21 protein-coding genes are annotated in these 24,408 nt (G+C 64.8%); 6 read left to right on the top strand and 15 right to left on the bottom strand.

Annotated elements, in window-relative coordinates:
* From RT688_RS14445 to RT688_RS14410, 8 genes are all read right to left on the bottom strand, one after another.
* The coding region (locus tag RT688_RS14445) for a DEAD/DEAH box helicase (protein WP_313705549.1) at positions 1-1,346 on the bottom strand (1,346 nt) is incomplete at its 3' end.
* Positions 1,346-1,906 carry a hypothetical protein gene (locus RT688_RS14440; protein ID WP_313705548.1) on the bottom strand — a complete coding sequence of 187 codons (561 nt, stop codon included), beginning with the start codon at positions 1,904-1,906 and terminating at the stop codon, positions 1,346-1,348. The genes RT688_RS14440 and RT688_RS14445, both read right to left, overlap by 1 nt.
* Positions 1,907-2,777: 871 nt before the next feature.
* Positions 2,778-3,326: a DNA-deoxyinosine glycosylase gene (locus tag RT688_RS14435; protein WP_313705547.1), complete on the bottom strand. Its 549-nt coding sequence runs from the start codon at positions 3,324-3,326 to the stop codon at positions 2,778-2,780.
* A 107-nt stretch (positions 3,327-3,433) separates the two neighbouring features.
* Entirely contained in the window at positions 3,434-4,918 is a 1,485-nt protein-coding gene (locus tag RT688_RS14430; RefSeq protein ID WP_313705546.1) for an efflux transporter outer membrane subunit, read from the bottom strand.
* Positions 4,915-8,097 (bottom strand): efflux RND transporter permease subunit, encoded by a 3,183-nt coding sequence (locus RT688_RS14425; protein ID WP_313705545.1) that lies wholly within the window; start codon positions 8,095-8,097, stop codon positions 4,915-4,917. Before RT688_RS14425 ends, RT688_RS14430 begins: the two co-directional genes overlap by 4 nt.
* 3 nt (positions 8,098-8,100) lie before the next feature.
* A complete protein-coding gene (locus tag RT688_RS14420) occupies positions 8,101-9,324 on the bottom strand; it encodes an efflux RND transporter periplasmic adaptor subunit (protein WP_409521919.1) in 1,224 nt (407 codons plus the stop codon).
* A gap of 160 nt (positions 9,325-9,484) precedes the next feature.
* The gene (locus RT688_RS14415) at positions 9,485-10,348 is read right to left on the bottom strand and encodes an alpha/beta hydrolase (RefSeq protein ID WP_313705544.1); all 864 of its coding nucleotides are present in this window, start codon (positions 10,346-10,348) and stop codon (positions 9,485-9,487) included.
* Complete coding sequence (locus RT688_RS14410; RefSeq protein WP_313705543.1) at positions 10,345-10,557, bottom strand: hypothetical protein; 213 nt, start codon at positions 10,555-10,557, stop codon at positions 10,345-10,347. Before RT688_RS14410 ends, RT688_RS14415 begins: the two co-directional genes overlap by 4 nt.
* A gap of 152 nt (positions 10,558-10,709) precedes the next feature.
* Between RT688_RS14410 and RT688_RS14405 the strand changes: the two genes are divergently transcribed.
* From RT688_RS14405 to RT688_RS14380, 6 genes are all read left to right on the top strand, one after another.
* Positions 10,710-11,657, top strand: a complete 948-nt coding sequence (locus tag RT688_RS14405; RefSeq protein WP_313705542.1) for a LysR family transcriptional regulator — start codon at positions 10,710-10,712, stop codon at positions 11,655-11,657.
* 59 nt (positions 11,658-11,716) lie between these two features.
* Positions 11,717-12,163: an Mpo1-like protein gene (locus tag RT688_RS14400; RefSeq protein ID WP_313705541.1), complete on the top strand. Its 447-nt coding sequence runs from the start codon at positions 11,717-11,719 to the stop codon at positions 12,161-12,163.
* Positions 12,164-12,251: 88 nt separating this feature from the next.
* Entirely contained in the window at positions 12,252-12,707 is a 456-nt protein-coding gene (locus RT688_RS14395; protein ID WP_313705540.1) for a glycine zipper 2TM domain-containing protein, read from the top strand.
* 86 nt (positions 12,708-12,793) lie between these two features.
* Positions 12,794-13,732, top strand: a complete 939-nt coding sequence (locus RT688_RS14390; RefSeq protein WP_313705539.1) for an EamA family transporter — start codon at positions 12,794-12,796, stop codon at positions 13,730-13,732.
* Positions 13,729-14,226: a GNAT family N-acetyltransferase gene (locus RT688_RS14385; RefSeq protein WP_313705538.1), complete on the top strand. Its 498-nt coding sequence runs from the start codon at positions 13,729-13,731 to the stop codon at positions 14,224-14,226. The genes RT688_RS14390 and RT688_RS14385 overlap by 4 nt, the downstream gene beginning before the upstream one ends.
* A gap of 297 nt (positions 14,227-14,523) precedes the next feature.
* Positions 14,524-14,703: a hypothetical protein gene (locus RT688_RS14380; protein WP_313705537.1), complete on the top strand. Its 180-nt coding sequence runs from the start codon at positions 14,524-14,526 to the stop codon at positions 14,701-14,703.
* A 272-nt stretch (positions 14,704-14,975) separates the two neighbouring features.
* Here RT688_RS14380 and hutI read toward each other — a convergent pair whose 3' ends face one another.
* The 7 genes from hutI to RT688_RS14345 form a co-directional block, all read right to left on the bottom strand.
* A complete protein-coding gene (gene hutI, locus RT688_RS14375; RefSeq protein ID WP_313705536.1) occupies positions 14,976-16,220 on the bottom strand; it encodes an imidazolonepropionase in 1,245 nt (414 codons plus the stop codon).
* Positions 16,213-16,809: a HutD family protein gene (locus RT688_RS14370; protein ID WP_313705535.1), complete on the bottom strand. Its 597-nt coding sequence runs from the start codon at positions 16,807-16,809 to the stop codon at positions 16,213-16,215. Before RT688_RS14370 ends, hutI begins: the two co-directional genes overlap by 8 nt.
* Positions 16,806-18,173, bottom strand: a complete 1,368-nt coding sequence (locus RT688_RS14365; RefSeq protein WP_313705534.1) for a formimidoylglutamate deiminase — start codon at positions 18,171-18,173, stop codon at positions 16,806-16,808. Before RT688_RS14365 ends, RT688_RS14370 begins: the two co-directional genes overlap by 4 nt.
* Positions 18,170-18,970, bottom strand: a complete 801-nt coding sequence (hutG, locus tag RT688_RS14360) for an N-formylglutamate deformylase (protein WP_313705533.1) — start codon at positions 18,968-18,970, stop codon at positions 18,170-18,172. The genes RT688_RS14365 and hutG overlap by 4 nt, the downstream gene beginning before the upstream one ends.
* Before the next feature lie 22 nt (positions 18,971-18,992).
* The gene (gene hutH, locus RT688_RS14355) at positions 18,993-20,543 is read right to left on the bottom strand and encodes a histidine ammonia-lyase (protein ID WP_313705532.1); all 1,551 of its coding nucleotides are present in this window, start codon (positions 20,541-20,543) and stop codon (positions 18,993-18,995) included.
* A gap of 14 nt (positions 20,544-20,557) precedes the next feature.
* Positions 20,558-22,270 (bottom strand): urocanate hydratase, encoded by a 1,713-nt coding sequence (gene hutU / locus RT688_RS14350; RefSeq protein WP_313705531.1) that lies wholly within the window; start codon positions 22,268-22,270, stop codon positions 20,558-20,560.
* Between the two features lie 195 nt (positions 22,271-22,465).
* Entirely contained in the window at positions 22,466-24,133 is a 1,668-nt protein-coding gene (locus tag RT688_RS14345) for an amidohydrolase (protein WP_313705530.1), read from the bottom strand.
* Positions 24,134-24,408 lie beyond the last annotated feature (275 nt).

The following is a 24,408-nucleotide window of genomic DNA, read 5'->3' as shown; positions in this document are numbered from 1 at the left end:
CGACCAGTTAAATTTTTGAAGGCCAAGGATTTGTCCATATCATCTTCACCCATTACCTTCATACTATGTAACCAGACAATATCGAAGGGCATGTTTACGCCTTGCGCTAACGTATTCGTAGCAAAGCAGACTCGGGCGAATTTTTGACGAATGAAGTCTTCCACCAAAAATCGAACTTCCAACGGAACAGAACCGTGGTGAATAACAACACCTTTTCTCAGTAGACTGACAAGCCTAGAACGATGCTCAGTTTGGTCAGCACCCAATGCCTTTTCTACCGCAGCAATTATTTCGACTGCAAGCGGATCAATAATCTCGACAAAATTATCAATATACTCCTGAAAAGGCTCGATGAATTTTCCATTGTAAATGGAAGCCTTAGATACGAATATAAGGATTGAGTGATTTCCATTAAAGGCAAATCTTTTGAAGCCGCCATCAAACTCCAAACATTTCTTTATGTGATACCCTTTTTCGACATGCGGTGAAAAATAATAATCTTTCTCGTTGTCGTGCCTATAAATTGAGATTTTCCCTACTGCCCCGTGAGTATAAGATCGTGAAAAGCCCTTCTTCTCATCAATATCGTGTTTCTTAAACTGTGCGTCAGGGTTATCTACGAAAGGATGGGCAAATATAATTTTTGCTTCAGGAAAACGCCTCTTAATGCGGCGGACTAGAACATCAAAAATTACTCCCCTCCCTTTCTCTTCCGACATCTGCGCCTCATCAAAGAAAAATACCGATATTTTCATGTCACGTTCAGACGAAAACAGCTCCCTTGCCCGCTCTGGAGTCAAGACAAAGATATGCCTAAGTCTTCTTTTTTTGTAGATATCATCAACAAAAGGGGATACCATTACCTCTTTTACCCCATTGAATTCACGACGTAATGAAGCTATATATTCTGCAATTAATGCCCTCGAAGGGACTACAACGACTGCATCCCCTGACTGCTTAGCGATAAAATCCCGGATTGAATACGACTTTCCAGCGCTAGTAGGGGCAGATATAGAAATATATTGATTGTTATCGAGTGCGTTTCGTACATTTGCTTGCACAGGAGTTAAAGCAGCACCAAACAATTCCTCGTGGTAATGACCAACAGTCGCCATAATCAAAGAATATACATTTTCTGGCGCTTTAATTTTATAGAATAATCCCATAGCAGAAATTACAGCTTCTTCAGCTTCCGCAAATTCGTAAGGATGGAATTCTTTATATAGGGAAATCTCCTCCAATAAGTCTGAGCTAACCGGACCTTCGGCATGCAATTTTTGGATCAATCGCGATATTTCCCTTAGTGGGGTTTTCGACCTTTTGATTCCAAGGATTTTCTCATCCATTATTTTTTCACCCCAATTAGGTATACGTTCGCGGCCTTGCCTTTACCAGCTAACGCGATAGCGCGTTGGACCGCGTTAGTAAATACCAGATTAGGCCTTTTTCCTTTTATAGAAAAGGCAGCCACCACACCAAATTGCTTTGCTACTAAGTTATTCATACATACAGGATCAACTAAATGCATAAGGTGCACAGCATCCATATTATGCTTTTGGTCATCGACGAACCGCTCAGCTTGTACTAAGGCATTTTTATATGAACTGATAACCCCAGAATATTTGGCCTCACCAAAGTTGACTAAGTTGGCTTGACACACGGTGTGAAAATCAAATCCTTCATTTTGGCTTAGCTTTGGCTTCCAAAGTTCAGCAAGAGGAATCCTTGAGTGAGTGAAAATCTTCTCAAGAGCATAAGCTGAACCCATTGATACCATTAATTCACCAAATGCCGCGCCTAGCGTGCCGGAGGCGCTCGTGGCCGAAGAGATACTTGAAAGCTTAGAAGCTGTTTTCGTTACAGTAGCGTCGTAAGCAATAGTGGCAATAGGACTCAGCTTACTCATCCATGATCTGCTAATAATTTCACGAGTAATTTGCGTAGCAAAACTCTGGAGATTTGTGACTTCGATAAATCCAATTTTCACGTTTGCAGCACCAAGCAGAGAGTAACTCACCTCTTGGAACGTGCATCCCCAGGTAGCGTCCGTAGTTTTAGGTCCAAACGTTATCGTCATATTTGGGTTCTTTGTTAACGAGCCACCTCAAGCATGCACCAGGGCAATGAAATTGTCTAGTTACTATGGTTATAAAGCGACCATAAATAATAAAAACAATAAAATCAATGACTTATGAAATTTTATCAAGTTGCGTATATGCGACGCATTGCAATTTATAGTAGCGTTATTGATAACACTGGAACAATTTAGATGCGCCCGAAAAGGAAGGGTAAGGCCTATTTAGGCAAGACCGATACTGATACATATAGGGACACGCGCGATGCAGCCAGACTGCATGGTGTGGAAAGGGAGTAAATCAACAACACGGCAATTGAGCAATGCGTATGGCTGCCGGCGAATGGCCGCCGTATATTCTGTGAAAGCAAAACCAATCAGATGTCTACCGCAACCACTATTGGATGTCAGGTCTGATAGCAGGTATGTAGTTATATGAGCAGCAAGAAGTGGAAGTGAGGAGTTACATTACACTTCTCAACTAGCTTTCAATGACAATGAGCGTACTAGCACACTAGCCCATGGATCAGACCATGCTCATCGCGACCTAAGAGAATCCCAAAAGAACCAGGTCGAGCCGAGTTTCACATATAAACTTGCTGCCGCCGGCATCAAGGCACAATAGGAAACCGCTTGAGGACGCGGAAGGCGAATGGGAATTCAACTTGATCGATGAGCTGAATCGTGTTTTCCTATGGCTCAACTAAATCGGTATATTCCCCAGCGAGTTTTTACAATCATTTTCACCGAAACCTACCAGGGAGTACCAGCGCTCCAGCTTTTGTTCAAAACTCATCGCCATGTGCGCCGGCGAGCTCGAAGGCAGCACCACGGTGCGGTAGCCGGCCTCGGCGAACTGCGGCGCGAATTTGCCGGATGCCTGGCCGTTGAAGCCGACCGTTTCCAGTTGCGGACACAGATGTCGCAGGCGCTCGAAGTCGTTGGCTGCCGGCTTGCGAATGGCGGAATCCAGACTGCCTTCGCGCTCGCAGGCGGCCAGCACGTCCCACAAACCGAAGCGGTGCGCCAGCAGGCGCGGCAGGCGTTCGTCGTAGGGCAGCCCATACAGGTCTTCGCCGACCAGGGCGCCGACCAGCTTCCAGAACTGGTTGCGCGGGTGGGCGTAGTACTGCTGGGCGGCGAGCGAGGCGGCGCCGGGGAAGCTGCCCAGCACCAGGATGCGGGTGTCGGGTGCGATCACGGGCGCGAGGCCGGTGAGCAGCGGGCTGTCTTTGGAAACGGTGTTCGGCATGGCCCGATTGTAGCGCCCTGCCCGGCCATGTACGCGTACGAAAAAAAAGCGGCGGGCCGCGTGAGCGGGCCGCCGCAAAGGGCATTCCGGAGGAGATCAGGAATCCGTCAACGCTGCGCCAGCCCGTCCTGCGTCTGCTGCGCCGCCGGCGCATCCCAGCCGCCGCCGAGGGCGCGGATCAGGGCGACGGTGGTCAGGGCGCGGTCGCCGCGCAGCTGGGCCGCATTGCGCTCAACGGAGGCCAGGTTGCGCTGGGCGTCGAGCAGTTCGAGGTAGCTCGATCGACCGGCGTCGTAGAGCTTGCGCGCCAGGTCGACCGAGCGGCGCGCCGAGACCACCGCGTCCTGTACCTGCGCGCCCTGCGCGTCGAGGATGCGCAGGCCGGCCAGGTTGTCCTCGACCTCGGCAAAGGCGGCCAGTACGCGCTCGCGGTAGGCGCCGACCGCCTCTTGCAGCGCGGCTTCGCTGCGCGTGACCTCGGCCCGGTTGCGGCCGCCGTCGATCACCGGCAACGCGAGCAGCGCGCCCAGCACCCAGGAGCGGCTGCTCCATTTGAAGGCCTCGGCCATGGTGCCGCCGACGCCGCCGCCCGCGGCATCGATGCGCACGGCCGGGAACATGGCCGAACGGGCGACGCCGATGCGCGCGTTCTGCGCCTCCATCGTGCGCTGGGCGGCGGCGACGTCGGGCCGGCGTTCGAGCAGGGTCGACGGCAACCCGGCCGGGATCAGCGGCATCGCGCTCGATTCGGGCAGCGGGCTGGCGCCCGCCGCGAAGTCGGCCGGCGGGCGGCCCAGCAGCACAGCCAGCGCGTGTTCGGCGTTGGTTCGCTGGCGCTGCAGGCCGATGGCCTCGGCGCGCGTGGCCGACAGTTCGGTTTTCGCGCGCGTCAGGTCGAATTCGCCGATGTCGCCGAGGTCGAAGCGGCGCTGGTTCACCGCCACGCTTTCCTCGCGCAGGCGCACGGCGCGCTCGACGGTTTCCAGTTCGGCGTCCAGGGCGCGCAGCCGGAAGTAACCCTGCGCGACGTCGGCCTGCAGCGACAGCAGCACCGAGCGGTAGCTCGCTTCCACCGAGGCGGCATCCTGGCGCGCCGCCTCGACGTTGGCGGCCACGCGGCCGAACAAATCGACCTCGTAGCTGGCCGACACGCTGGCCGTGTAGGTGCTGCGCGGCGCGACCGGGCTGCCCTGCGGCAGGTACGCTTCCAGCGGCGAGGGACGGCCGCGCTGGGCGCCGACACCCACGTTCACCTGCGGGATACGGTCGGCCTCGGCGATGCCGGCGATCGCGCGCGCCTGTTTGACGCGCGCCATGGCCACCGTCAGGCTGGGGCTGTTGCGCGCCGCTTCGTCCATCAATTCGGTCAAGCGCGGGTCCTGGAACACCAGCCACCATTCGCCGCGCGGCTGCTGCTCGGCCGGACGGGCCGGCTGCCAGCGGCTGCCGTCTGGCGCGGTTCGTACGACGTTCGCCTCCTTGAAGGCGGTCGGTACATTCACTGCGGGTTGCTTGAAATCCGGCGCCGCGCAGGCGCTCAGCAACAGGGCCGCCAGCAGCGGGGCCACGCCCCTTGCAATCATCGTTTTCATTGTGCGACTCCTTCCGCCTGCACGGCCGGAGACAGCGCCGCGGCAGGCTTTTCGAAACGTTTGGCCAGCGTGCGCAGCAGGACGTAGAACAGCGGCGTGAGGAACAGGCCGAAGAAGGTCACGCCCAGCATGCCGGCGAACACGGCGACACCCATCGCGTGGCGCATCTCGGCGCCGGCGCCGCTGGAGAACACCAGGGGCAGCACACCCATGATGAAGGCGATCGAGGTCATCAGGATCGGGCGCAGGCGCAGGCGGCTGGCTTCCAATGCCGCCTCGACCACGCTGCGGCCGTGATGCTCCAGTTCGCGCGCGAACTCCACGATCAGGATCGCGTTCTTCGACGCCAGTCCGACCAGCACGAACAAGGCGATCTGGGTGAAGATGTTGTTGTCGCCGCCGCTGAACTTCACGCCCAGCAGCGCACACAGGATCGACATCGGCACGATCAGGATCACCGCCAGCGGCAGGGTCCAGCTTTCGTACTGGGCGGCCAGCACCAGGAACACCAGCAGCACGCACAGCGGGAAGACGTAGATCATGGTGTTCCCTGACAGGATGTCCTGGTAAGTCAGGTCGGTCCATTCGTAGGCGATCCCCTTCGGCAGCGTCTCTTTTGCGATCTGCTCGAAGATGGCCTGCGCCTGGCCCGAGGAGACGCCCGGCGCCGGGCCGCCGTTCATGTCGGCCGAGACGTAGGCGTTATAGCGCTGCACGCGGTCCGGGCCATAGCTGTCCTTCACCTGCATCAGCGACGACAGCGGGATCATCTCGCCGCTGCTGCTCCTCACCTTCAGTTGGGCGATCTGCTCGGGCTGCGAGCGGAACTGGGCATCGGCCTGCACGCGTACCTGGTAGGTCCTGCCGAACTGGTTGAAGTCGTTCACGTAGAGCGAACCCAGGTTCACCTGCAGGGTCTGGTAGATGGTCTGCAGCGGCACGCCGAGCTGCTTGGCCTTTACCCGGTCGATGTCGGCGAACAGCTGCGGCACGTTGATCTGGTAGCTCGAGAACACGCCCTGCAAACGCGGGTCGGCCCAGGCTTTCGCCTGCATCGCCTGGGTCGCCTTGTACAGCGCGTCGTAGCCCAGGTTGCCGCGGTCTTCCAGCATCATCTTGAAGCCGCCGGTGGTGCCCAGGCCGTTCACCGGGGGCGGCGGCAGCACCATGACGAAGGCGTCCTCCACTGCGCCCATGCGCTTGTTGATTTCAAGAGCGATGGCCTCGGCCGACTGTTCCCTGCCCTTGCGTTCGTTGAACGGTTTCAGGGTCGTGAACACGATGCCCGCGTTCGGCGCATTGGTGAAACCGTTGATCGACAGGCCAGGGAAGGCGACCGAAGATTCCACGCCCGGGATCTCGCCGGCGATCGCCGACATCCTGCGGATCACGGCGTCGGTGCGGTCGAGCGAGGCGGCGTCCGGCAGCTGGGCGAAGCCGATCAAATACGCCTTGTCCTGCTGCGGCACGAAGCCCGGCGGCACCATCTTGAACATGAAGGCGGCGGCGATGCCGAGCACGGCATACACGCCCAGCGCCATGGTCTTGCGGCGCAGGACGCCCTGCACGCCGCCCTCGTAGCGGTGCGAAGCGCGGCCGAAAAAGCGGTTGAAGGCGGCGAAGAAGCGGCCGAGCAGCTTGTCCATGATGCGGGTCAGGCGGTCCTTCGGCGCGTCGTGCGCCTTCAGGAGCGACGCCGACAGGGCCGGGGCGAGCGTGAGCGAAGCGAAGGCCGAGATCACGGTCGAGATGGCGATGGTGAGCGCGAACTGGCGGTAGAACTGGCCGGTCAGGCCCGAGACAAAAGCGATCGGCACGAACACCGCGCACAGCACCAGGGCGATCGCGACGATCGGACCGCTGACTTCCTTCATCGCCTGGATCGTCGCGTCGTGCGGCGACAGGCCGTTCGTGATGTTGCGCTCGACGTTCTCGACGACCACGATGGCGTCGTCGACCACGATGCCGATCGCCAGCACCAGCCCGAACAGGGACAAGGTGTTGATCGAGAAGCCGAACATCAGCATCACGGCGAAGGTGCCGACCACCGACACCGGCACCGCCAGCAGTGGAATGATCGAGGCGCGCCAGCTTTGCAGGAACACGATGACGACGATCGCGACCAGCACCACCGCTTCCAGCAGGGTGTGGATGACGGAGTCGATCGACTCGCGCACGAATTGGGTCGGGTCGTACACAATGCTGTATTCGACGCCTTCCGGGAAATCTTTCGACAACGCCTCCATGGCCGCACGCACATCCGTAGACAGCTGCAGCGCATTGGCGTTCGGCGCCTCGAAAATCGGGATCGCCACCGCCGACTTGTTGTCCAGCAGCGCGCGCAGGGCATACGAGTTCGAGCCCATCTCCAGGCGCGCCACGTCTTTCAACAAGGTTGTCGCGCCGTCGGCATTCGTCTTGACGACGATGTCGCCGAACTGCTCGACGGTCGACAGGCGGCCCTGCGTGTTAACGGTCAGCTGGAACTCGGCGTCCCTGGCCGGGCCCTGGCCGATGACGCCGGCCGCGACCTGCACGTTCTGCTCGCGGATGGCGTCGACGACGTCGCCGGCGGTGAGATTGCGCGCGGCCACCTTCTGCGGATCGAGCCAGACCCGCATCGCGTAGTCGCCCGAACCGAACAGCTGCACCTCGCCCATGCCGTGGATGCGCGCCAGGCGGTCCTTGATGTTCAGGGTCGCGTAGTTGCGCAGGTAGAGGTCGTCGTAGCGGCCGCTCGGCGACTTCAGGTGCACCACCATGGTCAGATTCGGCGAGCTTTTCACGGTGGTGACGCCGATCTGGCGCACCTCCTCGGGCAGGCGCGGGAGCGCGCGCTGGACGCGGTTCTGGACCTGCGTTTCGGCCTGCTCGACGTCGGTGCCGATGGCGAAGGTAATCGTCAGCATCAGCGCGCCGTCCGACGTGTTTTGCGAGGACATGTAGAGCATGTTCTCGACGCCGTTGATCTGCTCTTCCAGCGGCGCGGCCACGGTCTCGGCGATCACCTGGGGATTCGCGCCCGGGTACTGGGCGCGCACCACCACCGAGGGCGGCACCACGTCCGGGTACTCGGACACCGGCAGCTGGAAGATCGCGATCAGGCCGCCCACGAAAACCAGCACCGACAGCACGGCCGCGAAGATCGGCTTGTCGACAAAGAAGCGGGAGAAGTTCATGGCTTACTCCTTGGCCGCGGCGACCGCGTTCGCCGCCAGCGCCACCGGCTTGTCGGCGGCGTCCATCGCCACCATCCGCGCCGCGATCGGCGCGCCCGGGCGCACGCGCTGCAGGCCGTTGACGACGATCTTCTCGCCGCCCTTCAAGCCGGCGCGCACCACGCGCAGGCCGTCGACCGCCGGGCCCAGCGTCACCGGGCGGTATTCGGCCTTGTTGTCGGCGCCGACCACGAACACGTACTTGCGGCTCTGGTCGGTGGCGACGGCGCGGTCCTGAATCAGGATCGCCTTGCTGCTGTCGGCCGCGCCCAGCTGGACCCGTGCGAACAGGCCTGGCGCCAGCGTGCGGTCGGCATTGTCGAAAGCGGCGCGCATGCGCACGCTGCCGGTGCGGGGATCGAGCTGGTTGTCGACGAATTCGAGCTTGCCCTCGTGCGGGAAGCCCGCTTCGTTGGCCAGGCCGACGCGCACCGCGACCGGCGTACCCTGCTGGGCCCGGGCGCCGACGCGCAGGTAGGTTTGTTCGTCGCCGTCGAAGCTGGCGTAGATGCGGTCGAGCGACACCACGGAAGTGAGCACGGCCGAGGCGTCGACCAGGTTGCCGAGGGTGATCTCGGCCTTCGAGACGCGCCCGTCGATCGGCGAGGTGACGCGGGTATAGGCCAAGTTCAGGCGCGCGGCCTCGAGCTGGGCCTGGGCGGCGGCGGCGTTCGCTTCCAGTTCCTTCTGCGCGGCGGCCGCCTCGTCGTATTCGCGCTTCGCGATGGCCTTGTCGGCCAGCAGGCTTTCGGCGCGGGCCAGCTCGCGGCGGGCCAGCTCCAGCTTGGCGCGGGTCGATGCGGCATTCGCTTCGGCGCGGGCGGCTTCCGCCTGGTAGGGGCGCGGATCGATCACGAACAGGACCTCGCCCTTCCTGACTTCGCTGCCCGGCTTGAAGTTCACCGCCGTGATGAAGCCGCTGACGCGCGAGCGGATCTCGACGCGCTCGATCGCTTCCAGGCGGCCCGAGAATTCCTGGGTTTCGGCGACTTGCCGTTCCAGCACCAGCGCTGCCGACACCGGCGGCGCGGCGGGCGCGCCGGTGTCGGCGGCTTTTCCAGTAGCGTCGCCACAGCCGGACAGCATCGCCGCGGCCAGGCCGGCGCCGGCCAGCGCCAGCACGGCCGGACGAAGCTGCGCCCGTAAGGTCGACCGCACTGCGGCGGTCAAGTGATGAACGGTTCTCATGTTTATTGCCCCTTATTGTTGAGAAAATGTAATTAATCAGGCGACACCCGTCCCTCCCGGCGACGCATCGTGAAAAGCGCGAAGGAAAGCGGGTCCCGCCGCACCCGTTGGGGTGCGTTGGCCAGTTCAGCTAGTTATGGAAAAAATCAGGAGGAAGAGATCATCCGGGCGGCGCCTCTCCTTCCAGCGCGGCGATGAAGCCGGCGATTTCGGTGAGGGCATGCGCCTTGCAGGCGCAGTCGTTGCGTCCGCCCGGTTCGGTGAGCGGCGCCGGCAGCAGGCGGCGGACCGTGGCCCGCACGCCGAAAGTGCTCAGTTTGGCCCCGTAGGCCTCGGCTTCGTCGCGCAAGGGGTCGTCCTCGGCGGACAGGATCAGGGCCGGCGGCAGGTTGCGCAGCCGGCTCGATTGCAGGGGCGAGGCGTAGGGATGGGTGCGGTCGGCCGCGTGCGGCAGGTAGCCGCGGTAGCCGGCCGCGCAGGTGTCGGCCAATTGCTCCCGGTCGGGGCAATTCGGCATCTCGCGCATCGAGCAGGTCGACAGGCCGGGGTCGAGCATCGGCATCAGGAGGATCTGGCCGGCCAGCTTGGGCGCGCCGCGGTCGCGCGACATCAGCGCGCACACCGCGGCCAGGTTGGCGCCGGCCTCGATGCCGGCCACCAGCATGCGCTTGCCGTTCCAGCCGAGCTTGGTCTTGTTCTTCTTGGCCCACAGCAGCACGGCATGGGCGTCCTCGACCGCCGCCGGGAAAGGCCGCACGGTTGCCAGCGTGTAGCTCGAGGCCAGGACGACCTGGGCATGGCTGGCGCCGGCCAGGTGGCGCACGAAGCCGTCGGTGTCGTCCAGGTCGCCGGACACGAAACCGCCGCCGTGGAAGAACACGATCAGGGTGTCGCGCTTCGATGCCGGACCGGCCGCGTACAGGCGCGCCTTCAGCGGGCCCTGTTCGCCGGCGACTTCGAGTTCGCGCACGCGAACCGTATCGGCGGGATGGGCGGCGGCGTTCAGGTCGAACGGCGCGTTCATGGCTTCACCCCGGGTGCGACGGCGAGCAGTTGTGCGTTCGCAGCATTCTCGGGGCAGACGGCACACGCCACCGTATTCGAGAGCGCATGGATGCCGTGCGCCTCGGCGCCGGCGGCCTGGCCGTAGGCGCCGCTGCCGACCGCGGCCGCCATGGCCAGCGTGCTGACCGCCAGCGCGATCGTCGCCACGATTCCGTCCCGATGTCTCATGTTCCGCTCCATTGATGATTACTTCAGCTCCCAGTACGCACACTATAGACATCAACTACAATCTGATAAAGATCGCAATATCGAATTGATTGTTCGGATTTAACGAACAATACGCATGAAACTAGGACGATTCCTGATCGCAGGAGGAAAAGATGAATAAGCTGCAGGCCATGGAAGTCTTCGTGCAGGTGGTCGATACGGGCAGTTTTACGCGCGCGGCCGAGATGCTGAACATGCCCAAGGCCAGCGTCTCGACCATGGTGCAGGCGCTGGAAACGGCGCTGGCGGCCAAGCTGCTGCACCGCACCACGCGGCTCGTCACCGTCACCTCCGACGGCGCCGCCTATTACGAGCGCTGCATCCGCATCCTGTCCGACGTGCGCGACGCCGAGGAATCGCTCTCGCGCACCCGCCTGAACCCGAGCGGACGCCTGCGCGTCGACACCCCGACCGGCTTTTCGAGCGAAATCCTGGTGCCGGCCCTGCCCGCCTTCTTCGAGCGCTACCCCGACATCAGGCTGGAGCTGGGCAGCACCGACCGTCCGGTCGACCTGATCGAGGAAGGCGTCGACTGCGCGGTGCGCGGCGGGCCCTTGTTCGACACCAGCCTGATCGCGCGCCGGGTCGGCGTGATCAATTTTGTCACCGCCGCCTCGCCCGACTACCTGGCCCGCTTCGGCGTCCCGCAGCATCCGAACGACTTGCTGCAGCACCGCTGCGTGAACTACTTCTCGGCCAAGAACGGCAAGGTCTACGACTGGGACTTCAACCGCGGCAGCGAGCGCATCGAGGTGCCGCTGCCGGGCGTGATCGCGCTGAACGACTCGAACGCCTACGTGCAGGCGGGGCTGGCCGGGCTGGGCGTCATCCAGATGACCGACTACCTGCTGCTGCGCCACATGCAGGAAGGCCGCATGGTGCAGTTGCTGCCAGACTGGTCCAGCGACCCGCTGCCGATCCACGTGGTGTATCCGCAGAACCGCCACCTGTCGGCCAAGGTGAGGGCCTTCGTCGAGTGGGTGTCCGAGCTGCTCGCGAACCACCCGCAGATGCGCCTGGGAGCGCGTCCGGCATTCGCGCAGGAAGCGCAGGCGGCGTGAAAATCCAGGGCTGGCCGGGTGTAGAATCTGCCCATAAAACCATCACAAGGGAGACCCGCATGACCAGCGCCGCGCAGCCTCGCAACATCCACACCCTGCTCGCGATCTACAGCGAAAGCCACCGCAACCCGACCAATGAGCTGATCCATTTCGTGTGCGTGCCGGTGATCGTGTTTTCCCTGCTGGGCATCCTGTGGGCAGCCCACCCGGTGCTGGCGCTCGCCGCCGTCCTTGCGGCCATGTGGTATTACTTTCAACTGTCGCGCCCTTTCGCCTGGGGCATGCTGGCGATGTCGGCCGCGATGCTGGCGATCCTGGCCGCAATGCCGCCAATGACGGTACTGCCGCTGTCGATCGCGGTGTTCGTGGTCGCGTGGATCGGCCAGTTCATCGGCCACAAGATCGAGGGCAAGAAGCCGTCCTTCTTCGACGACCTGCGTTTCCTCCTGATCGGGCCGCTGTTCGTGCTCGGTTTCCTGTACCGCCGCCTGAACCTGGCCTATTGAGCCGACGTACTGACAAGGAGCGGCCATGCGCCGCTCAATGCCGGCAAGGAGTAGGCTTGGAGCATAAGATCACCTGTCGGAGCCTGCCATGAACACCACGTTTCCTCTCGCCGCCCTTCTCGCTGCCGGTCTGCTGGCCGGCTGCGCCACGCCGCCGCCCTCCGGCAGCGTCTACCGTTACGGCCAGACCCAGAACGAACAGGTCGTACGCATGGGCACGGTCGAGTCGGTCCGCAACGTCACCATCGTCAACCCGGAATCGGGCGTGGGCACCATGGGCGGCGCGGCCCTCGGCGGCATCGCCGGTTCCCAGATCGGCCACGGCAGCGGCTCGGCCGCAGCCAGCGTCGCCGGCGCCATCGCCGGCGGCCTGCTCGGCAACCGGGTCGAGGCCAATGCCAACCAGCGGCCGGGCTTCGAGATCACGGTCCGGCTCGACAGCGGAGAATTGCGCGCCATCACGCAGGCGGCGGACGAGATGTTCCGGCCGGGCGAGCGGGTGCGGCTGCTGAGCGACGGGTACCAGACGCGGGTGACGCATTGAGGATTGGGCCAAAAACTGTGCGGTTTGCGGCGCATATTTCCAATCTATAGACGACAGGCAATAGCGAAAGCACGTATACTTTCGCGATGCCTTCTTCCGCTCTCTTCGTCATCGCATCCCTGATCTGGGGTTCGACTTTCTGGGCCATTACCTTGCAGCTGGGCGAAGTGCCCCCGGCGGTATCCGTGGTCTACCGTTTCGCACTGGCGTCGGCCACGCTGTTCTTCATCTGCACCATCCGCGGCCACAAGCTGCAGCTGCCCTGGCGCACCCAGAAATGGATGATGCTGCAGGGCGCGGCGACTTTCGGCCTGTCGTATATCTGCACCTACCAGGCCGAGGAAGTCGTGGTCTCGGGCCTGGTCGCCGTGCTGTTCGCGCTGATGGTGTTCTGGACCCCGCTGTTGGGGCGCATTTTCCACGGCACGCCGATCGCCGCGCGCACCTGGGGCGCAGGCGCGGCCGCCACCGCCGGCGTGGCCCTGCTGTTCTACCATTCGATCGCCCAGGCCTGGCGCGACCTGCAAACGGGCGGCAGCGGCCACTTCCTGCTGGGCGTGATCCTGGCGCTGGCGGCGACGATCGCCAGCTCGGCCGGCAGCATCGTGGTCGGCAAGGTGCGCGAGCACTCCACCAACGTCATGCTCACCACCGCCTGGTCGATGCTCTGGGGCACCCTGCTGGTGGTGCTCTACGTGCTCGCCACCGGCCAGCGCTTCGTTGCGCCGCCGACCCTGTCGTATACGCTGGGACTGCTGTATCTCGCCTTCTTCGGCTCGGTGATCGCCTTCCTTGCCTATTTCACGCTGATCGCCCGCATCGGGCCGCAGAAAGCGGTCTACATCGGCGTCATCACGCCGGTGCTGTCGGTGCTGCTGTCGATCAAGCTCGAACACTACCGCCCGGGTCCCGTCGAGTTCCTGGGCATGGTGCTGTGCCTGGCCAGCGTGGCCTGGGCCCTGCGCGCACCCGCAGCCAAACCGGTGCAAAACGACCTTTTGAACAACGCCATCGAAACCCCATGACCTCTGCCACACATTTTTCCATTCGCCCCGCCGAGCCGGCCGACATCACCCACATCCACTCGATGATCGTCGAGCTGGCCGTGTTCGAGAAACTCGAGCACATGGTGGTGGCCACCGAGGAGCTGCTGCACGAAGGCCTGTTCGGCACGAAACCCTCGTGCGAAGCCATCGTCGGCGAGGAGAACGGCGAAGTGGTCGCCTTTGCCCTGTTCTTCCATAACTTCTCGACCTTCCTGACCAAGAAGGGCCTGTACCTGGAAGACCTGTACGTGCGCCAGTCGCACCGCGGCAAGGGCTACGGCACCCAGCTGCTGGCGCGCCTGGCCCAGCTGGCCGTGGAGCGCAACTGCGGCCGCTTCGAATGGTCGGTCCTCGACTGGAACGAGCCGGCCATCCATTTTTACCAGGCGATGGGCGCCCAGATCCTGCCGGACTGGCGCATCTGCCGCGTGACCGGGGAATCGCTCGACCACCTGGCCCGCCGCGCTTTGTAAACGGCAAAGAAAAACCCACGGGACCGTTCGGTGCCGTGGGCGAACCCATTTTTTAGGATGGGGAGGGGAGAGTGGATATCAACGACTTCAATATAGCCGGGCAGCGTCGTTCACTGTGGTGGTTCTTACAATTGCTTACCTCTCTTACGGATTCCACTGAAGCTAATAATTACCCAGCTGGAATCTAGGGACTTGAGGAGCCTCAAGCCTTGTGCCGGGGTGTGGCACGATTGAGTTATCACAAAAGCAATGGGTGGGTGGCGTCGACAATGTGCTCTCCGCACAAAGGGCAAACCCATGACATTGAGCCTCAAACCGATCAGGACGCGGCTGTACAAGGCCTGGCTGCGTTCCCGTCTCGATAACTACACGCGCAGCCTGCACGCCATTGCGGCGCAGCGCGAAAACGACTTCCACGCCGAGCGCATGCTGCACCGGGCGGTGTCGACGACCAAGGCGAAGTTGCAGTCGCTGTAGACACGTTGCGACTGGATGAACACTTTGCCGCACGGATGGTCACGCGTTTCACCGCGTGGGTTCGAGAACCCACCCTACGGACGATCCAGGCGTCCTGGGCCAAGGTTCGAGCTCTCATTGTTCTGACGCGCGACCGCGTGGACACAGGTGTCCACCCTACAAGTGCGGCCTGACGTAGGGTGGACACCTGTGTCCACGCGGTGCGCGATGTCACGGCTGGTGCGCGGCGTCCAGCACCGCACGCTGCGATTACCCGGCGTTTTCCAAGCCGATCAAAAACTGGCAGGCAGCCCGGCGTCGCGCTCGCGCATCACGCCGCCGTTGACCACGGCCTGGCAGGGGTTGAAGCAGATCGCATAGGCCAGCTCTCCCGGGCGGGCAATGTCCCACAGGGCGAAATCGGCGCGCTTGCCGACTTCCAGCGTGCCGGCGCGGTCCTGGATGCCGAGCGCGCGCGCCGCGTGCACGGTAGCGCCCTGCAGCGCTTCGCGGGGACTGAGGCGCCACAGCGTGCAGGCCATGTTCATCGCCAGCAGGATCGAGCTCAAGGGCGAGGTGCCGGGGTTGCAGTCGGTCGCCACCGCCATCGGCACGCCGGCCGCGCGCAGCTCGGCAATCGGCGGCATCCGCGTCTCGCGCAGGAAGTACCAGGCGCCCGGCAGCAGCACGGCCACGGTGCCGGCGGCGGCCATGGCGGCAATCCCGGCCGGGGTCAGGTGTTCCAGGTGGTCGGCCGACAGGCCGCGGTAGCGCGCCACCAACTCGGCGCCGCGCTGCTCCGACAACTGTTCGGCATGCAGTTTCACCGGCAGGCCCAGGCGCTTCGCGGCCGCGAACACGCGCTCGGTCTGGTCGTAGGTGAAGCCGATGTGCTCGCAGAAGGCGTCGACGGCGTCGACCAGCCCTTCCTTGGCCAGCAGCGGCAGCATGCGTTCGGTTACTTCGGCAACGTAGTCGTCGGCGCGGCCGGCGAACTCGGGCGGCAGCGCGTGCGCGCCGAGGAAGGTAGTCTTCACGCATACCGGCAGCAGTTCGCCCAGGCGGCGCGCGGCGCGCAGCATGTTGGCTTCGCCCTGCAGGTTCAGGCCGTAGCCGGACTTGATCTCGAGCGTGGTCACGCCCTCGGCCAGCAGTTGCGAGACGCGCGGCGCGCTGGCGCGCATCAGGTCTTCCACCGATGCGGCGCGGGTGGCGCGCACGGTCGACATGATGCCGCCGCCGCTCCGCGCGATGTCTTCGTAGCTCGCCCCTTCCAGGCGCGCCTCCCATTCCTCGCTGCGGTTGCCGGCATGGACGATGTGGGTGTGGCAGTCGATCAGGCCGGGCGTGAGCCAGGCGCCGTCGCAATCGTGGATGACGGCCGCGCGCGGCGCGTCGCGGCGCGCGCCGACCCAGGCGATGCGGCCGTGGTGCACGGCGATCGCGCCATCGATCACCTCGCCGTAGCCGCCGACCATGGTGGCCAGGTTCACGTTCGCAAACACCGCGTCATAGCGCGGCCCGCTGCGCTCACTCATCTTCGTCCTCGCTGTAGTAGAAAATATCGACGATGAAGATCGTCGCCTGGGTGGTCTCGAGCGACCACACCGTACCCGGATCGAACATCACCGCGTCATAGCGTACCAGCCCGATGCGTTCGGCGTCGCTGGCGATCTCGAGACTCTCGCCCTCGGCCAGGAACAGGATCGTCAGGTCGGCGCGCGCCACGAACGTGGACTTGCCCGACAGGCGGCGCCGGCCGAACTGGTGGTAGCAGCGTTCGCTGCGCGTCATGACGTTGAAGTCGGTCGTCGGCCCGCGGTTGAGCTTGGCGACCACCGCCGATTCGCCGTCGAAGGCCAGCACCGGCCCCGACTCGCACAGGATCACGCGCTCGGCGTCGTCGATGTCGAGCGTCATGCCGTGGCCGTCGACCAGCGCCAGCGTGCGGTCCACGCCCGGGAAGCTCGAGAACGGGCCGTCCTCGGCGATGGTCGCCAGGCTCACGCGCCAGTCGAAATTGTCGAAGGTCGCCTCGGGCGGGCCGACCGCGATGGTGGTGGTGCTGCCGCCGCCATTCTTCCACGGCACTGCCGACAGCCCCGCAAACGGAATCAGGATGTTCATGCTCGTACCTCGCGCAACTGGTTGATCGCCTGCCGATAGCGGCGCGCGATGGTGTCCTGGGCCATGTGGCGCCCGCCCTGCACGACCCAGCGTCCGCCAGCCAGCACGTCGCGCACCAGGTTGTCGTTGCCGCAGAACACCAGGCGGCCCATCACGTCGGATTCAAGCGCGCCTTCCAGGTTCGGGTGCGCGCTGTCGAGCACCAGCAGGTCGGCGCGCCGCCCGGCTGCCAGCAGCCCGACCGGCCGCCCGGCCGCCTGGGCGCCGCCGGCCAGCGCATCCTGCCACAAGTTGAGCGCGACGTCGCGCCGCGCAGGCGTGGCCGCGACGTTGCGGCGCTGGTGCACCAGGCGCTGGCCGTACTCGAGCCAGCGCAATTCCTCGACCGGGCTCTGGGAAACGTGGCTGTCGCTGCCGATGCCCCAGCGCCCACCCGCCGCCAAATAATCCCCGAGCGGGAACACGCCGTCGCCCAGGTTGGCCTCGGTGGTCGGGCACAGGCCGGCCACCGCGCCCGAGGCGGCCAAGCCCCGTACCTCGTCGTCGTTCAGATGGGTCGCGTGCACCAGGCACCAGCGCGCGTCGACGCCGACGTTCTCCAGCAGGTATTCGACCGGGCGCCGGCCGCTGAACTCCAGGCTTTGCCGCACTTCGCCCTGCTGCTCGGCGATGTGGATGTGCAGCGGGCGGCCGGCGGGCAGGGCCGCCGCCAGCTCGCGCACTTGCCCGATGCCGGCCGCGCGCAGCGAATGCGGCGCGGCGCCCACCTCGAGCTGGCCCGAGCGCAGCGGCGCGAGCGCCTCGACGATGCGTAGCACGGTCTCGGCGTCGGTGCGGAAACGCGCCTGCTCCGGTTTCAAGGCCTGCTCGCCGAAGCCGCTGTAGCTGTACAGCACCGGCAGCAGGGTCAGGCCGATGCCCGTGCCCTGCCCGGCCGCCGCGATGCGCTCGGCCATCTCGGCCGGCCGCACGTACGGCGCACCCTGCGGGTCGCGCTGGATGTAGTGGAACTCGCACAGCGAAGTATAGCCGTGGCGCAGGCATTCCGAAAACAGCTGGGCCGCGATGGCTTCGACCTGCTCGGGCGTGATGCTGGCCGCGAAGCGATACATCAGCTCGCGCCAGGTCCAGAAACTGTCGGGGCCGTCGCCGGCCTTCTCGGTCAGGCCGCCGAGCGCGCGCTGGAAGGCGTGCGAATGCAGGTTGACCATGCCCGGCACCACGTAGTCGGCGCGCGGCACGCCGATCGGCGCCTTGGCGTGGGGCTGGACCCGGGTCAGCGCGCCGCGCGCGTCCCACTCGACGAGCACGTCGCCCTGCCAGCCGTCGGGCAGCAGCGCGTGGCGGGCGAACAGGGCGTTCACGAGCGCTCCCCTGCGCGCACCCAGTCGAGCGCGGCCCGCATCATGTCGCCCAGCAGCGGCTGCACCTCGGCCGCCACCTCCGGACGGTATTCGAAAGGCGGCGCCTCGTTCATGTACAGGCACTGGCACATCTCGAGCTGGATCGCGTGCACGCCTTCTTTCGGCTGGCCGTAGAAGCGGGTGATGTGGCCGCCCTTGAAGCGGCCGTTGACGGCGATGCTGAAGCGGTCCTGGGCGCGCGCCACGTCCACCACCGCGTTCTCCAGCCCGGGAGCGCAGGATTTGCCCTCGGCGGTGCCGAAGTTCAGGTCGGGCAGGCGGCCCTCGAAGAAGCGCGGCACGCGCGAGGCGATCGAGTGCGCGTCCCACAGCACCACGCGGCCGTGCAGCGCCAGCAGGCGCCCCAGTTCCGCGCGCAGCTGGGCGTGGTAGGGCTGCCAGTAGCGCGCCAGGCGGCGCTGCACCTCGGCTTCGTCCGGCACGCGGCCTTCCTGGTACAGGCTTTCGCGGCCGAAGGTGTCGATCGGGCACAGGCCGGTCGTGTCCATCCCCGGATACAGGTTGGTGTTTTCCGGCGGCCGGTTCAGGTCGATGACGTAGCGCGACCAGCGCGCCGCCAGGGTCGAGACGCCAAGGCGGCCGGCGGCCTCGTACAGCTCGGCCAGGTGCCAGTCGGTGTCCGCTTTCGCGAGGGCGCAGGGCGCCATCGTGGCCGCGACTTCGTCGGGAATATCGGTGCCCACGTGGGGCATCGACAGCAGCATCGGCGCATCGCCTGCCTTGAACCGGAAATCCATTACCTCTCCTGTAGGGGTTGAATTACGGATGGAGTACAGCAAAGAGCTCCTTGCACGAGGCCGACAGCGCGCCTTCGACCACCATGCGCCGCGCGGCCTCGATGTCGGGCGCGAAGAAGCGGTCCTCGTCGTAGGACGGCACCTGCCGGCGCAGCTGGGCGTGCACATGTTCCAGGTAGCCCGAGCTGGCCAGCGGGCGATGGAACTCGATGCCCTGCCCCGCGGCCAGCAGCTCGATCCCGATGATCACAGCCGTATTGTGCGCCATCTGGTCGAGACGGCGCGCAGCGAAGGTCGCCATGCTGACGTGGTCTTCCTGGTTGGCCGAGGTCGGCAGGCTGTCGACGCTGGCCGGGTGGGCCAGCGACTTGTTTTCCGAAGCCAGGGCGGCGGCCGTCACGTGGGCGATCATGAAGCCCGAGTTCAGGCCCGGCTCGCGCACCAGGAAGGCCGGCAGGCCGGACAGGTTGGCGTCGATCAGCAGCGCGATGCGGCGCTCGGCCAGCGCGCCGATCTCGGCGATGGCAAGGGCCAGGGTGTCGGCGGCAAAGGCGACCGGCTCGGCGTGGAAGTTACCGCCCGAAACGATCGCGCCATCGTCGGGGAACAGCAGCGGATTGTCGGTGACCGCGTTCGCCTCGATCAGCAGGGTGCGGCCGGCATTCGCCACCAGGTCCATGACGGCGCCCATCACCTGCGGCTGGCAGCGCAGGCTGTAGGGGTCCTGGACGCGCTCGTCGCCGACCAGGTGCGAGGCGCGGATCGCGCTGCCCGCCACCAGCTCGCGGTAGATGGCGGCGGCGGCGATCTGGCCCGGCTGGCCGCGCACCGCGTGGATGCGCGGATCGAACGGCGCGTCGCTGCCGCGTGCGGCGTCGACCGACAGCGCGCCGGTGACCATCGCCGCTTCCACCAGGCGCTCGGCCATGAACAGGCCGTGCAGGGCCAGCGCGGTCGACACCTGCGTGCCGTTGATCAGGGCCAGGCCCTCTTTCGCGGCCAGGGTCACCGGCGCGATGCCGGCTTCCTCCAGGGCGGCGCTCGCCTCGACCAGGCGGCCGTCGACACGCACCTGGCCGACGCCGAGGATGGCCAGCGTCATGTGCGCCAGCGGCGCCAGGTCGCCCGAGGCGCCGACCGAGCCCTGCGAGGGAATGGCCGGCATGATGCCCGCGTTGTAGAGCGCGATCAGGGTGTCGATGATCAAGGGGCGCACGCCCGAGTAGCCGCGCGCCAGGCTGCCGATCTTGGTCAACAGGACCAGGCGCACGACGGCGTCCGACAGCAGCTCGCCGGTGCCGACCGCGTGCGACAGGATCAGGTTGCGCTGCAGTTGCGCCAGCTGGTCGTTCGGGATGTGGGCCTTGGCCAGGATGCCGAAGCCGGTGTTGATGCCGTAGGCCGGGTCGCCCTTGGCGACGATGGTGTCGACCAGCGCGCTCGAGGCGGCGATCGGCGCGGCGGCATCCGGCGACAGGGCGATCGGGCGGTGCGCGCTCCAGGCGGCGCGCAGGTCCGCCAGGGTCAGGGCGCCGGGTTGCAGGGTCCAGCCATGTTGCGATTCGTGTTTCATGTGCGTTTAAAACCTTACTTGATCATCGGGAGGTTCAGGCCATTGCGCTTGGCCGTGGCGATCGCGCTTTCGTAGCCGGCGTCGGCGTGGCGCATCACGCCCGAGCCGCTGTCGTTCACCAGCACGCGCGCCAGGCGCTTGGCGGCGGCCTCGGTGCCGTCGGCAACGATGACGACGCCCGAGTGCTGCGAATAGCCCATGCCGACGCCGCCGCCGTGGTGCAGCGAGACCCAGGTCGCGCCGCCGGCGGTGTTGAGCATCGCGTTCAGGAGCGGCCAGTCCGACACCGCGTCGGTGCCGTCGCGCATCGCTTCGGTCTCGCGGTTCGGGCTCGCCACCGAGCCGGTGTCGAGGTGGTCGCGGCCGATCACGACCGGGGCCTTCAGTTCGCCGGTGCGCACCATCTCGTTGAAGGCCAGCCCGGCCAGGTGGCGTTCTCCGAGTCCCAGCCAGCAGATGCGCGCCGGCAGACCCTGGAAGGCGATGCGTTCGCGCGCCATGTCGAGCCAGCGGTGCACCTGCTTATGCTGGGGGAACAGCTCCTTGATCTTGGCGTCGGTTTTATAGATGTCCTCGGGGTCGCCGGACAGCGCCACCCAGCGGAACGGGCCGCGCCCTTCGCAGAACTGCGGGCGGATGTAGGCCGGCACGAAGCCCGGGAAGTCGAAGGCATTCGTCACGCCCTCGTCCTTGGCCACCTGCCGGATGTTGTTGCCGTAGTCGACGGCATAGGCGCCGAGTGCCTTGAAGTCGAGGATGGCCTGGACGTGCCTGGCGCACGATGCGGCGGCGGCCGCCTTCAGGCGCGCGTGCTGGGACGGGTCGCGCTGGGCGGCCTTCCACTCCTCCACGCTCCAGCCGACCGGCAGGTAGCCGTTGATCAGGTCGTGGGCCGAGGTCTGGTCGGTGACCAGGTCCGGCACCAGGCCCCCTAGCTTGGCGCGGCGCACCAGCTCCGGCAGCACCTCGGCGGCATTGCCGAGCAGGCCGATCGACACCGCTTCGCGTTTTTCGGTGTGTTCCTTGACCAGGGCCAGCGCCTCGTCGATGTCTTGCGCCTGCTTGTCGAGGTAGCGGGTGCGCAGGCGGAAGTCGATGCTGCTCTGCTGGCACTCGACCGTCAGCGACACGGCGCCGGCGAAGGTCGCGGCCAGCGGCTGGGCGCCGCCCATGCCGCCCAGGCCGGCGGTGAGGATCCAGCGGCCCGCCATGTCGCCGCCGAAGTGCTGGCGGCCGGCTTCGGCGAAGGTCTCGTAGGTGCCCTGCACGATGCCCTGGGTGCCGATGTAGATCCAGCTGCCGGCCGTCATCTGGCCGTACATGAACAGGCCCTTGCGGTCGAGTTCGTTGAAATGCTCCCAGTCGGCCCATTTCGGCACCAGGTTCGAGTTGGCCAGCAGGACGCGCGGCGCGTTCTCGTGGGTCTGGAACACGCCGACCGGCTTGCCGGATTGAATCAGGAGGGTCTGGTCGTCTTCCAACTCGCGCAGCGAGGCAAGGATCTGGTCGTAGCATTCCCAGTTGCGGGCGGCGCGGCCGATGCCGCCATACACCACCAGCGCCTGCGGGTTTTCGGCCACCTCGGCGTCGAGGTTGTTCTGCAGCATGCGGTAAGCCGCTTCGGTCAGCCAGCTCTTGCAATTCAGTTCGGTACCGCGCGGGGCGCGGATGGTGCGCGTCGGATCGAAACGCGGATCGACATCAACTCGGGGCGATTCTTGGGTCATGGCAGCTCCTGGGGTTGAGGATGCAGGACGGCTGCGCCGCCCCGTTATCCGCAGAGTCTAAGTTGTCTATACAAGCTAGTCAATCCATTTTGTAGGGTGGGCGAGTACCCGCCCACGCGGTGATCGCCACCGTGCGCATTACCGCACCGACGATACGAGCGTCACCGATCACCGCGTGGGCACGGCGTGCCCACCCTACTTCTGGTACACCGCCTTTCCGCCGACCCAGGTCTGCAGCACGCCGACCTTGTAGATGTCGTAGGTCGGCATCTTGAACAGGTCCTGGTCGATGACGATGAAGTCGGCCCACTTGCCCGGCTCCAGCGAGCCTAAGCTGTTTTCGGCGTGGCCGGCGTAGGCTGCATCAAGCGTGAAGCAGCGGAAGGCTTCCTTCAGCGACATCGCCTGCTCCGGATGCCAGCCGGCCACCGGCTGGCCGGCGTGGTCCATGCGCGTCACCGCGGCGTGGATGCCGAAGAAGGGGTTGGGCGACTCGACCGGGAAGTCCGAACCGCAGGCGATGCGCGAACCCTGGTGCAGGAAAGTACGCCATGCATACGCGCCCTTGATGCGCTCCGGGCCGACGCGCGTTTCCGCCATGTTCTTGTCCGAGGTGGCGTGGGTCGGCTGCATCGACGGGATGATGCCCAGCGTCTTGAAGCGGCCGATGTCGGCCTGCGTTACCACCTGGGCATGCTCGATGCGGTGGCGCTGCGCCGCGCTCCTGGTGGCTGCCAGTTCCTTCTGGTAGATGTCGAGGATCTGGTGGTTGCCGGCGTCGCCGATGGCGTGGACGTTGACCTGGTAGCCGCGCGTCATCGCCTTCTTCATCATGGCGTCCATCTGGTCGAGCTTGTAGAACAGCAGGCCGTGCGAATGCGGCTCGTCGCTGTAGGGCTTGATCAGGGCGGCGCCGCGGCTGCCCAGGGCGCCGTCCGAGTACAGCTTTACCGCACGCAGCGCATACATGTCGTTGCCGTAGGTTTTCAGGGGGCCGTTCTTCGACAGCGCGTCGAAATCCTTCTCGGTGCCGCCGATCATGCCGTAGATGCGGGCGGTCAGTTTTCCCTGATCCGCATAGGCACGGTACAGGCGGTCTTCGGCCACGCCGAGACCGGCGTCGTGGGTGCTGGTGATGCCGACTTTCGCCATCGCGCCCAGGGCGCGGTCGAGCGCCACGCGGCCTTCCGCCTCGGTCTGCGCCGGCAGCACTTTCGTCACCAGCTCCTGCGCCGCGTCGACCAGCACGCCGGTGGCTTTACCATTCGCGTCGCGCATGATCTTGCCGCCGGCCGGGTCCGGGGTCTTGTCGGTGATGCCGGCCGCCGCCAGCGCGCGACTGTTGGCCCAGCCAGCATGGCCGTCGACGCGCTCGAACCAGACCGGGCGGTCATTGACCACGGCATCGACATCAAGCGCGGTCGGGAAGCGGCCCAGCTTCCAGTTCTCCTGGTTCCAGCCGCGCCCGCGCAGCCAGCCCTGGCCCGGATTGGCGCGGGCATAGTCGCCGATCGCCTTCAGGGCGCCTTCCAGCGAGGTGGCCTGCGACAGGTCGAGCTGGGTCAGCATCTGGCCCAGGCCGAACACGTGGCCGTGGGCATCGATCAGGCCCGGCAGCACGGTGCGGCCCTGCAGGTCGATCCGGCGCGCGCCCGGCGCCTTGGCATTGACCTCGGCGGCGCTGCCGACGGCGATGATCCGGCCCTTGTCGTCGAAAGCGAGCGCCGTGAACTGCACCAGTTCACCCTTGCTGTCGAGCGTGTATCCGTTGGCGTTGTCGATCACCGTGTCGGCCTGCGCGGCCGACAGCCCGGCGAGCGCGGCAAGGACGAACATCGAACACTGCTTGAGGGTGGGGCACATGGACTCTCCGTTTTATTAAATAAATGCAAAACATGAGTGTAGCGAAGTCCTCCCGCGTTGGACACAGGCAGAGGTCCCAAGCACCTGTTTTTTCGTTATGATTTCGCCGCAGCAATAACAAGCGCTGATGCGTAGGGTGGACGGCTATACCCTGGCGTGTGCATGCCCCGGGACCATGGCGCCGCCCACGCGTTCAACGCAAATAAATATGTCGCGGCATGTCGCGGGCCGGTTGAACGCGTGGGCGGCGCATCCGGCGCGTGCATAGCGGCCGA

The organism is Massilia sp. (assembly GCF_032106685.1).
Taxonomy (GTDB): domain Bacteria; phylum Pseudomonadota; class Gammaproteobacteria; order Burkholderiales; family Burkholderiaceae_D; genus Telluria.
This window is presented reverse-complemented; position numbering and strand designations above follow the sequence as displayed.